The sequence below is a fragment of the Selenomonas sp. oral taxon 126 genome (assembly GCF_001683335.1).
Taxonomy (GTDB): domain Bacteria; phylum Bacillota; class Negativicutes; order Selenomonadales; family Selenomonadaceae; genus Centipeda.
Map to the genome: position 1 here is coordinate 1,139,459 of NZ_CP016201.1, position 10,418 is coordinate 1,149,876.

Consider the following 10,418-nt stretch of genomic DNA (forward strand, 5'->3'; position numbering starts at 1 on the left):
GATATTATGTGCGGTATTTAATTATTATTTACAGTGCTAAATGCAAGAAAATAGAAAGTGAGTTTTAGATAGATATTGCCTAAAAGAAAGTAATATGATATTATGCCGATAACAGAAAAAGGAATGCGCATTTACAGAAATCTCTTTGAGATTTCCATGCGCCAGCCTCCGGCTGGACCGGTGCGCCTCCGGCGCAATGCGGCGTCGCCGCATCTCATCATGCTCCTTGAAGCATGATGAGGCACATCCATGCGCGCATGGATGTGCAGATCGCCGCAAGCGGCGATAAAACACTTGCTGCGGCAAAGGAGTCAAAATGTCAATTTTCTATTTCGAGAATACGCCGCACGGTACACGCCGCGACGGCTCAAAACTCAATACAAAATTGCATTTTAAGTACATTGCCCGTGAAGGAAAATTCGAGAAAAGCCGGTCAAGACGGGAAGACCTTGTTTTTCTCGCTTCCGGCAATCTGCCGGAGTGGGCAGAAAACGCCTCTGATTTTTGGGAGCAAGCCGAAACCCACCGACGCAAGAACGGTCGTGCATATCGGGAGTTCCGCCTCGGCTTGCAGGAAGAGCTGACCCTTGAGGAAAACAAAGCCCTGATCGAGCGATTCATAGAGGAGACGGGAATAAAAAAGAACCACGTATATTCATACGCGATTCATGACAAACCGGCAGCATTCGACAGCCGGCATCGCAACATTCACTGTCATTTGATGTTCAGCGAAAAAGTGTTAGAGGCGGATCGCTCGCTCTCAGAAGACAAGTTTTTCAAAAACTACGCAGAGAACGAAGCGGGTGAACCGACACAGGGCTACCGCACAGAGACGTATTGGGCACGGAAGGAGGCGACACTTGAACTGCGTGAAAAGTGGGCGCAGCTTGTCAACGATAAATTCAAAGAAAAAGGGCTGTCCTGTCGAATCGATCATCGAACGCTGAATGCACAGCGTCATGATCTGATTGAGCAGGGGAAACTAGAGGAAGCGGTGCTGCTCGATCGGACACCGGCACCGCACCTTGGAAACATTTACAAGAACCCTGCCATGATGAAAAAAATTCAGTTCGCGATTGAGGAGGCATACCGCACGGCTGATGATTCAGAAGTCCCCGCCGATGCCACTGACGAACGCTCGCTAGAAGAGGTGAATATCGCTGTATTCGCCAACGATTTTGCACTGCGCAAAATCGCACGCGAAATACAGCAGGAACGCCTGCGTATTCGCGCCGAGCGCGAAAACGCACAGGACGACCACGAGATTGCAGAAATCCAAGATGATCCATACACGGTAACAGTGGAGGATGTCTATTCGTATTGCGCGAAAAAGGAATCTGTATATCGGAAACTTGCAGCGCGTGAACTTGCACAGTATAAACGGATGAAGAAGTCCACTGACAAAAAGATTCAATACGTCTCTGCTGTTGATCGTGTATTTGGCGGTGAATATGGTAAAACAAAGAAAGCCTACGCCGCAACGGCAAAGAAGCTACAAACGGCTCGCGCACATGCAGATGCCCTCGTACAGAAAAAAGAAAAGTCTCCTGCCCTTTTTGATGCGCTGCGTGAAGTAAAGCGTTTGAGCGATGAAAGAACGACGTTAGGAAAGAAACTGGCCGCGCTCAAAACGGAAATGAAGACGGATGCTTTCCGGGAAAAGGTCGATGCCATCGTCCAGCAGAATCAGAGTACACAGCCGACAGATGCAGCCATCGCCGCAGCGTATAAAAAACATGTGGCAGCACGCAAAGAAGCGGAACGCTATGCGGCGATTCGCAGCCGTCTAGAAAAAGCGGATCGTGCGATGATCCTGTTCGCGGACAAGATGCCGCGCACACTCAATCGATATTCAAAAATAGACGGAGAGACGCCGATCGGCAGTTTGAGGTCTAATACGTTTGACGGAAAAACCTATGCCTTCTTAGGACAGCTGCCGGATGACGGCAACAAAATCACTACGATTGAAGCCGTCCGCATGAACGATGATATACGGCGCGGCTCTGTCCCGAAATATCAGTTGCTCTTTGATCGTGAGAAGGGGCGGATCATCTCTGCCGCCGAAGCACGCGATACGGACGGAAACGTAGAACACGTCCGCCTCTACCGCACAAAAAATCGACGTGATATACAGCGCACCACAAACGGGAAAAGAGGGGCACGCTCGCCTCGCGTCAGACAGGCAATCAGCCGTCGCGTAAGAATGATCCGTGGAAAGATTTCAGCTCTAACAGACCGCTTCCTTAGAGAGCATGAACAACAGGGGAAAATCACGGTACACTGGCAGGAGGATCAGACACGCGATAAGGCGATAGCACAAGAAGAAAAAATGTACCAGAATTGGGGCAGGTAGCCTTACACAAAATAACGTAGTATAATAAATAAAAAGGAGGGGGTCATATGTTGCAGGTTTTATCAAGGCCATACGTAAATCGTGCATCTCGGGCTTGTCAGGGCCTTATGAATATTAGGCATGGTGAAATAATGACCTATCAAACTTTGGCAAGGATATTCAAAAAAGAAATCCCTTATGATAAAACCAAACATTTGGGGTATTTATTGGGATTTTTTGACGAATGTTATATATCTCTGATTAAAGACTTTATGCGTGAACAGGATATATCTAAAGAGCAGATTGTTGATATTTTCCAACTCCTTCCGGAACAAGGAGAAACCTATGATTTCAGGAGAGCGTTGAATCATGGTGAGTTCTAAAGACAGACCAGACTATGTTTTATCCACGCAACTACTCGAATATGCGGCATCTATTATTGAGGAAGCCAAGCTGCCCTCTTCCACTTATTCATTAGGCGGAGGAACGGTCTTATCCTATGTATTCAATCATCGTAAGAGTAAAGATATTGATATATTTATCAATGATCCTCAATACATGGGAGCGTTATCTCCGCGCTTTAATGAACGCAGCGAACGGGCACTGTCTTATAATGAGGACGGACACTGTATTACGCTGTCCTTTGACGAGGGAAAAATTGACTTCATATCATCTACACAAATTACAGATTTTCCTGCAAAGACACAAACAATATTTGGTCACAGAATAGCTGTTGACGATCCGGTAGAAATCGTATGTAAAAAAATTTATTTTCGGGGGGATCGTGCGTACCCCAGAGATATATTCGATCTTTCCGTATTGTATGAAAGTAATCGGAGAGAGGATCTTATAACGGCAATGGCAAGGTATCCTGATAAAATCAACCAGTTCGTAAGCAAATTCAAAAAGGATCAATTAAATCCCAATATTGAACCGTATAGCGCAACATATTCGGGATCATTGCTGCCTGACGGAGAAAAATTTATTGGAAAAGAATTTTCTATTTGCGAAAAATTTATTCAAGAAGTAGAGCAAAAATGTGAACAGTCCATTTTACTGAAGCCAAAACGGCGTCCCGTAATGCGAAAAAAGAATACGAGCAAGGATCAGCAGCGTGATCGTTGATAATCTTCTACACACAACAAAAGGTGTCCACAACGGACACCTTTTGTTGTGTACGGGAGGGCACTTATTATCGCCCCATGCTGCGTGCTTTTCCCTGCTCTTTTTTAGGCGTAAGTGAAACCTTGCGCTTGCGGGGAATGGTCGCTTTCTTCTCAATCGGCGTCTTTGCCGGTTCAGGCTCTTTCTCAGGCGTCTTCTTCGGTGCAAAGTGTCGCTCTTTCCATTCCGCGACGATCGACGCACCGCGATCCTTGCTGATCTCACGCTCCTTTTCAATCATGTGCTCTTTCATATAGTCCGCAGCGCGTTCTGCGTCACGCGCCGCACGGAAGAGTTCATTCGGATCGTCACGCAGCACAGATGCCCATGATTTGAGGTATGCCGCGTGATTGTTCCGGTGATCCTCGTTGAAATTTATCCCGTATTCCTGATGAATGAACAGCGACGCAAGTTCTGCACGCAATTCTTCCCGTGCGTAAGACTTGCTGCCGAACGCGCCCCCCGCTGTCAAAGTAGAGCGATCCAGACGGGATTCATGCCCTGTGCTGTGCGCGATCTCGTGGGCTACCGTCGCATAAAAAGCGTCTGTAGTCTTGAAGCCCTCTTTCGGTGTCACATGAATCTCATCTGTCATGGGCTGATAGAAGTTTTGCCCCGCCTGATCGAAGTGGATTTTCGCTTCGCTGTTTACGATCATGCGCTCCATCTTCTCATTCAACACCTCTGGTTCTCTCGGAGCTTTCTGCAAAGGGGGAATCCCCTCCATTTGCTCTGCATTGAATACCACATAGGACTTGATGATCGGCTGCGGCAGTCGTTCCTTTTTGACGGCCATACGACCGTCAGCATCGACCTCATACACAGGTTCTTTTTTCCCCGTTTTGGGGTTATTCTCCCAAACCTCACGTTCAAACTGATAATACTCGATATGAGTGCCTTTCTCGCCCTTCTTGATCCGTCCGCCCATCTCCTGCACCTGCTTGAACGTACCCCAGCGGGGATCTGTATATCCGTGCTGCATCGCAACGAAGGAAAGGCGAAGATTGTTGCCACCACGATAGTAGCTTGGACGACCGCTGCGCTGCATGATGTTACATGGGCGTCCACTCACGGTAAGACCGGATTCCCAAAACAGCGGCTTTCCGGCCTCGATGTCGGCAGCAATCTTTTCGACGACCTCCTTGCGATCCTCCATGATCTTATCCATGCTCATTTTTCCGTCGCCTCCTCGTCATCCTTAGCTTGCAGTTCGCTCTCCTCTTCCGGAAGCAAAACATCTTCCTCGGGCACAATACCGTATTTCTCGATAACGTCCTGCGCCTGTGCGTCCTTGTCCTTTAACATCTCCATTCCTCCTGTCGTAACCAGTTCTGCCCGCACAGCATCTGCATTGGCACGCATGGAGAACACAGCACCGTTGTTATACCAGACGTAACCGTTCTCATGCGCCGCACAGCTCTCAGCGGAAAATACACTTCTACCGTCTTCGATCAGCTCCAAACGCATCAGCATCCCTCCTCTCTACGTCCCAGTCCCTTTGACACGCTGCTTCCACGCTTGAACAAGGTCTGTCCCGTGTAAGCCCTCGCATCCTGGAATGGTAACGGGTTCGTCCAGCCCTTCCTCTGCTGCGACCATAGCCTCAATCCGCGCCTTTTGCGCGGCAACCGCTTCTTGTCGTCGCCGCTTCTCTTTTGCGGCGAGTTCTTCCGCAACGCCTTTCCCGTCCACATAGTCCTGTTCAAGCGCACGGCGCAGCCACCCGCCCGGATTCTTCACCTTGCCTTCGACCACGAGCCGCCGCAGGTAACGGCACTTGTCCCAAATGGTCATGTAGCCGTATTCCCGGAGAAACCCCCGTGCGGTATTCTCTGCAATGCCAAATTCGCCGAGAACGGTGATTACTTCGCCCTCTGCCACACTGCACTCGCCATCGAAAAGCCTCGCAGAAGAATTTTGTCTTCCTGGAAAGGACACTATGGATTCTTCCGGAGCGGCCCCCATTTCTTCTCTGATCACATCCAGGACCCTTTGACGTGTCGTTTCTCTCTCTGAAGGTTCTTCTTCCCTAGGATGAATAGAAGCACCACCTTCTTCAACTTTGCTTGAGTTGCTTGTTGTTGTTGATGTTGTTGTTTTATTATCATAATGATTAAGAACAACAACACCATTGGTAGTATTAACACTGGTATTATTAGTGTCTGCTTTCACGGTGTCCCATGAGGTAGGATGCGAGGATTCTGCTGTTTTCTCGCCGTGTCCTATCTCGTGGGACATGGTTTCTTCAATCGATCTGTCCGGAGCACTTTCTTCCGGCTGCTCAACTTTTTCTGCACGCAATTCCAAAACACGCTGCGGATCCAGATTGATCTCGTATGTGTTCCGGGAAAATTTCTGATTGCCGCTGCGTGATTGGATCACCGTAATATATCCATAGTCCACGAGCTGCTTCATATATTTCGCATAGGTGTTCTTGTTGATCTGCAAGTCGTAGCAGATTTTATCCCTGCCGGGAAATGCACCGTTCCCAAACGTGCACACATAGGAGTAAATCGCCTTTGCGATCACATGCAGCTCTCGATCCTGCATGACGTATTTTCCGACCATCCCATAGCCGCGATCAAGTATGCTTTTGGGATATTGACGAATATGTTCTTCGGGGGCTTGTGATTGTTCCATCGCTGACCTCCTAAATCCGTTGCTTCGGTTGATTTTTCCAGCAATACTGTATCGCCCTGCACGCCATATCCAGCGCAGCCACATCATCCCACGCTTCAAATTGCTCTTTCATATCGCCGAGCGCTTGAATTGCGCGGAACGGGGACATGACATATGGCTCCCATGGAAGCGGAGCATAGTCGACCTCATCCGTCGGGGCGTAGATGATTTCCTTATCCAGTTTTCGAGCGACTTCCAGTTCCTCTAGTACGCCTTTGCTGTTCGCCCAGCAAGGCAGCACATAAACAACGTCTGCACATTGCAGCATTTCTTTTGTAATACGAAGATAATCCGCCCATTTCAGCCCGGAGGGAAGCACAGCCGGATTGATAACTGTAGCACCTTGCTCCTGCAAATTCTTCTCTGCGCTCGTGAATTGCTCTTTATAGTCCGTAACGCCGGTGATTGCACCGGCGATAAAGACGATTTTCCCTTCAAGATTCATAGCTCACTCACCTTCCCTATAAGTGTTTCAGTGTAAAGAATGTATGAACGTGAATACATAAGGGCTTATAAATGGTATGACAATAGCCCAAAAAGTAATAATTATCACCTGTGCCAATAGACGATAATCGCCTACCTCCATGCTTTTGTGATAAATTTGAATCAACAGCCCCAGAAATATGGTAATGATTCCCGCAGCGTAGATTAGGGCTTCTTTCTCATCATCTGCTCGATAAACGCCCATAGATAACCCGGTAACTGCAATAATCAGTAAAATGTCCTCTGTTTTCATTAGTGTTCCTCCTTTAATCTGGAATGCAAGTATAATCCCTCAAATCATCCAATCATCCAGTGAGCACAGGGCGTTTTGTGCCATTGTGAGTGCAATAACTTCTCTGTGGCGATCCTTTTTCCCAAGTTCAATTTTCAGTTTTACAAGGATTTCAGACGCTTCCTCATTCGTCATGTGGTCGCTACTCGAAATCGTAGAATTAAGCGGAGGCGGGACGGTTTCGGTGGAATCCTCGACGGAATCCTTGTCCTGTTTCTCTGCGATCGGCAACCGCTCCTGTCCTTCCACTTCTTCAAGAATTGTTTCAACAGGCTGCTCCTGCGGTCGTTTCTGATCCTTAATCGCCTGAACGGTCGGGCGCATCCCTTCCTCATCGATTACGGCAAGAGCGTCATCCTGTGCATCTGCAGACAGGCTTGACAATTCGGCAGCGGCGGTCGCTGTCATACGTCCATCCTCGACGGCCTCTTTTGCCGCATCGGATAACTTACCAATAGATTCTTTGCGCTGCAGCGTCGTTTCGGATATGCCCAAGACACTTGCAAAAAATGTCCGGAATTTCCCTGTGACCTCCCCTGACGCTTTCTGTTGGTCGTAAATTTTCCGAATGATCGGCTTGATGTATAAAATCTCTGCCGCTTCTTCCGTGGGGGAAAGATTGCGCCGTGATCCCTTGTTTGGAAACACAATGTTCAGTATTTCCATCTCGTGTAACGTAATGACACCTTCCAGCGGGTTCACAACTTCCCGAACGATCGTCGGCACACGCGGATCATTCGTCGTGCCATGCTCAAGGCGATAGAGCTGTGCAAGGCGACGTCGATGCCCGCTGAGAATCATGAACTTTCCTTCTTCATCCGGATGCGGCTTCACAATCAGCGGCTCGATCCGCTGCGTAAGATCGATCATTGCAGCAAGTTCCTCGATGTTATCTGTACTGTAGAACGCATTTTTCGGATTCGGTACAAGATCATGCACGTCTCGCAGAATGATTTCTTCGACAGGGTGTCCATTATGAACACCCTGCCCGATCGGCTGTGAGTTCTTATTGAGGAGCTTTGCAATAAGCCCCGGATTCTGCTTTTTCATCAGACTTCCCCCTCCATCTCAAGGAGTTCCTTCAGAAATCGTACAAGGTCAAGTGCAAAGCCACATGTCGGCGAATATTCATAGATACTCCTGTGTTCCTCTGCCGATGCTTCCGGCTTATCCTTCGTATAGCGGATGCGTGTTGTAAACAACGGAATATCCTTGCGCATTTTTGCAAGAACACGAAAGCCGTGCGGCGTGGGGGAAAACTTATTGAGAAGACATCCACGAAAATGCAGCGCAGGATTGTAGTCTGCTTTGATTGCTTCAATGTACGTAATCATCTGTTCGACACCGCGAATACCGTACAGATCGGGTGTTGTCACGATGATTACGTCATCGCTGGCCGTCAATGCGTTGATAACAGACGCGTTGATCGTCGGGGGATTATCGATCAGACAAATATCATATTCGTCATCGATGCTGCGCAGCGCATTTCCAAGAATGGATTGCTGCACGATGTTCTCGTCCTTGATAACCGTCACATTGGCGTCAAGCAACCGCTCATCACTCGGGAGAAGATCGATTGTCGGATACCTGGTCGATGCGATTGCAGCACGGATCGGCAGTGCGCCGGTCAAGACATCTGCAATCGTCCGCTCCGGATGCACGTCAAAAAACTGCGTCGCGTTGCCTTGATCGTCGTTATCGACAACCAAGACGCGCAGATCGCAGCTCTCCGCAAGAGCATAGGCAAGATTGACCGTAATCGTCGTCTTTCCTACGCCGCCCTTTTTGTTGATGAGGGATATGGTTTTCATAAAAATCAGTCCTTTCGCTATTGTTCCTATTGCGAAAGTCTGCTATACTCAAATGAGCGATGATCTGTTTCGTGCAGACTTTCATCAAAATGCTGTCAGTGTCCGCTGGCAGCATTTTTCTTTTGGGGCTGAACGGGATTCTGCTCTGTGTTCCTCTAGCATATCAGAGAAACAACACCAAAAAATCCTATGATTTTTCACTTTAGCTGATCTCCCCATATATCAAGCACATCTGTGCCGAGGCATTCAGCTATTTTCATAGCAACCAATGTTGACGGAATCTCCGGCTCGACATCATCCTCATATTTGACATACAGATGAAATGGAATGCCGATCGATTCTATGACCTCTCGCTGTGACAGTTTCTTTCGTGCCCGAATCTGCCGCAGACGGTTTCCAATACGACGTTGGAAAGAAGCAAGAAAAGGACTCTCCTCTACAAACGTCTTCCCGCAATCGTGGCAACGATAGCGTCGCCGATTGTAAACGTATCTCTTAGTCGCCCCCGGGATTCCACGCAACACCTGTGGACGGTATTGATGTACGCCGATATGGGTTGAGCTGCAAAAAGGGCAGGTGATATGCCCCGGATGCGGCAGATGAAAATGTACCTCTCCATCCGTCATGCTCTCCACACAATCATCAGGGAGTCTATCAACATAGTTGACAAACTCCGTGGGCTTTATCATATTCTCACCTCTTTTCAGGCAAAAAAATAAATGCTGCGAAGATACAATTTGTATCTCCACAACATTTATTATAGAGCCACTATTACAGCTTAAACTTCGACGTAATATCGTTGAGCTTGCTTGCCGTCTGTGCGAGGGACTCGGCGCTGTCGCTCACGTCGTGTAGGCTCGCGCTCTGCTCCTCGGAGGCGGCGGCGACGGTCTCGGCATTCGCGCCCGTCTTCTCTGCGACGGCGCTGATGTTCTGCGCGTTGCCGACGACATCCTGCATATCGTTCGCCGTGTGGTCGACTGCCTGACTGATCTGCTCGATGTTCGTGCGGACATCCTCGAGACGTTTCCGGATGGAGTCAAAGCTCTTCTCCGTCTCCACGGTGACTTCTTTGCTCGCCGCAACCTTCTCCTCGGCACTCTCGATTGCGCCTGCGGCGACCTGGATGCTCTCGATCATATGGGTGATGGTCTGCTCGATCTCGTTCGTGGCGGCAGAGCTCTGCTCGGCGAGTTTTCTGACCTCCTCGGCAACGACGGCAAAGCCGCGTCCCGCCTCACCTGCACGCGCAGCCTCGATGGCGGCGTTGAGGGCGAGGAGGTTCGTCTGACCCGCGATTTCACGGATGGTGGTGACGACGTTCTTGATGGCATCGGAGCTCGTGACGAGCTTCTCAGAGACATGTGCAATCTCGGTCATGGCGTTGCTGACGGTATCATTCTGCTGGACGAGCTCGTGAATGTACTTCATACCCCGGTTCGCGTCGTCCACCGCGTCGCATGCGGTCTGGTTCGCATGAACACCGCTCGCGCTCATCTCCTCGGTGCGCGCGCTGACCTGCTCGATGGCATTCGAGATCTCGCTGATGCTGCTGTTGTTGTGCACGGCGTCGGATGCAACATCCGTGATCGTGTGCGCGATGCTCTCGGAGACCTGCATCTGTGACTGGACGAAGTTCGAGAGGTCGCTGCTTGCA

The 10,418-nt window shown here is 49.3% G+C and carries 12 protein-coding genes; 3 read left to right on the forward strand and 9 right to left on the reverse strand.

The window, feature by feature from the left end:
- The first annotated feature begins 316 nt into the window (after positions 1-316).
- From AXF19_RS05090 to AXF19_RS05100, 3 genes are read left to right on the forward strand one after another with little or no spacing between them, the layout of a single operon-like run.
- On the forward strand, positions 317-2,353 hold the full coding sequence (locus AXF19_RS05090) for a MobA/MobL family protein (protein WP_066845943.1): 2,037 nt from the start codon (positions 317-319) through the stop codon (positions 2,351-2,353).
- 47 nt (positions 2,354-2,400) lie between these two features.
- The gene (locus AXF19_RS05095) at positions 2,401-2,715 is read left to right on the forward strand and encodes a hypothetical protein (protein WP_066845945.1); all 315 of its coding nucleotides are present in this window, start codon (positions 2,401-2,403) and stop codon (positions 2,713-2,715) included.
- A complete protein-coding gene (locus tag AXF19_RS05100; protein WP_066845947.1) occupies positions 2,702-3,457 on the forward strand; it encodes a nucleotidyl transferase AbiEii/AbiGii toxin family protein in 756 nt (251 codons plus the stop codon). The genes AXF19_RS05095 and AXF19_RS05100 overlap by 14 nt, the downstream gene beginning before the upstream one ends.
- A 67-nt stretch (positions 3,458-3,524) precedes the next feature.
- Here the strand turns inward: AXF19_RS05100 and AXF19_RS05105 are convergent, their stop codons facing one another.
- The 9 genes from AXF19_RS05105 to AXF19_RS05145 all read right to left on the reverse strand — a co-directional run.
- Positions 3,525-4,670 carry an ArdC family protein gene (locus AXF19_RS05105; protein ID WP_066845949.1) on the reverse strand — a complete coding sequence of 382 codons (1,146 nt, stop codon included), beginning with the start codon at positions 4,668-4,670 and terminating at the stop codon, positions 3,525-3,527.
- Positions 4,667-4,963, reverse strand: a complete 297-nt coding sequence (locus AXF19_RS05110) for a hypothetical protein (protein WP_066845952.1) — start codon at positions 4,961-4,963, stop codon at positions 4,667-4,669. Before AXF19_RS05110 ends, AXF19_RS05105 begins: the two co-directional genes overlap by 4 nt.
- 15 nt (positions 4,964-4,978) lie before the next feature.
- Positions 4,979-6,136, reverse strand: coding sequence for a helix-turn-helix domain-containing protein (locus tag AXF19_RS05115; RefSeq protein ID WP_066845954.1), 1,158 nt, complete (start codon positions 6,134-6,136; stop codon positions 4,979-4,981).
- Positions 6,137-6,146: 10 nt separating this feature from the next.
- The gene (locus tag AXF19_RS05120; RefSeq protein ID WP_066845956.1) at positions 6,147-6,620 is read right to left on the reverse strand and encodes a DUF4406 domain-containing protein; all 474 of its coding nucleotides are present in this window, start codon (positions 6,618-6,620) and stop codon (positions 6,147-6,149) included.
- Between the two features lie 27 nt (positions 6,621-6,647).
- Complete coding sequence (locus tag AXF19_RS05125) at positions 6,648-6,911, reverse strand: hypothetical protein (RefSeq protein WP_066845959.1); 264 nt, start codon at positions 6,909-6,911, stop codon at positions 6,648-6,650.
- A gap of 39 nt (positions 6,912-6,950) precedes the next feature.
- Complete coding sequence (locus AXF19_RS05130; RefSeq protein WP_066845961.1) at positions 6,951-8,000, reverse strand: ParB/RepB/Spo0J family partition protein; 1,050 nt, start codon at positions 7,998-8,000, stop codon at positions 6,951-6,953.
- A complete protein-coding gene (locus AXF19_RS05135; protein ID WP_066845964.1) occupies positions 8,000-8,761 on the reverse strand; it encodes a ParA family protein in 762 nt (253 codons plus the stop codon). The genes AXF19_RS05130 and AXF19_RS05135 overlap by 1 nt, the downstream gene beginning before the upstream one ends.
- 197 nt (positions 8,762-8,958) lie before the next feature.
- Positions 8,959-9,450 (reverse strand): transcriptional regulator, encoded by a 492-nt coding sequence (locus AXF19_RS05140; RefSeq protein WP_066845966.1) that lies wholly within the window; start codon positions 9,448-9,450, stop codon positions 8,959-8,961.
- A gap of 82 nt (positions 9,451-9,532) precedes the next feature.
- A partial coding sequence (locus AXF19_RS05145; protein WP_237141699.1) for a methyl-accepting chemotaxis protein occupies positions 9,533-10,418 on the reverse strand: 886 nt, incomplete at its 5' end.

Excerpts from the sequence above, each read along its gene's own strand:
- AXF19_RS05090 (WP_066845943.1), top strand. The coding sequence starts at position 317 with ATGTCAATTTTCTATTTCGAGAATACGCCGCACGGTACACGCCGCGAC.
- AXF19_RS05095 (WP_066845945.1), top strand. The coding sequence starts at position 2,401 with ATGTTGCAGGTTTTATCAAGGCCATACGTAAATCGTGCATCTCGGGCT.
- AXF19_RS05100 (WP_066845947.1), top strand. The coding sequence starts at position 2,702 with ATGGTGAGTTCTAAAGACAGACCAGACTATGTTTTATCCACGCAACTA.
- AXF19_RS05105 (WP_066845949.1), bottom strand. The coding sequence starts at position 4,670 with ATGAGCATGGATAAGATCATGGAGGATCGCAAGGAGGTCGTCGAAAAG.
- AXF19_RS05110 (WP_066845952.1), bottom strand. The coding sequence starts at position 4,963 with ATGCGTTTGGAGCTGATCGAAGACGGTAGAAGTGTATTTTCCGCTGAG.
- AXF19_RS05115 (WP_066845954.1), bottom strand. The coding sequence starts at position 6,136 with ATGGAACAATCACAAGCCCCCGAAGAACATATTCGTCAATATCCCAAA.
- AXF19_RS05120 (WP_066845956.1), bottom strand. The coding sequence starts at position 6,620 with ATGAATCTTGAAGGGAAAATCGTCTTTATCGCCGGTGCAATCACCGGC.
- AXF19_RS05125 (WP_066845959.1), bottom strand. The coding sequence starts at position 6,911 with ATGAAAACAGAGGACATTTTACTGATTATTGCAGTTACCGGGTTATCT.
- AXF19_RS05130 (WP_066845961.1), bottom strand. The coding sequence starts at position 8,000 with ATGAAAAAGCAGAATCCGGGGCTTATTGCAAAGCTCCTCAATAAGAAC.
- AXF19_RS05135 (WP_066845964.1), bottom strand. The coding sequence starts at position 8,761 with ATGAAAACCATATCCCTCATCAACAAAAAGGGCGGCGTAGGAAAGACG.
- AXF19_RS05140 (WP_066845966.1), bottom strand. The coding sequence starts at position 9,450 with ATGATAAAGCCCACGGAGTTTGTCAACTATGTTGATAGACTCCCTGAT.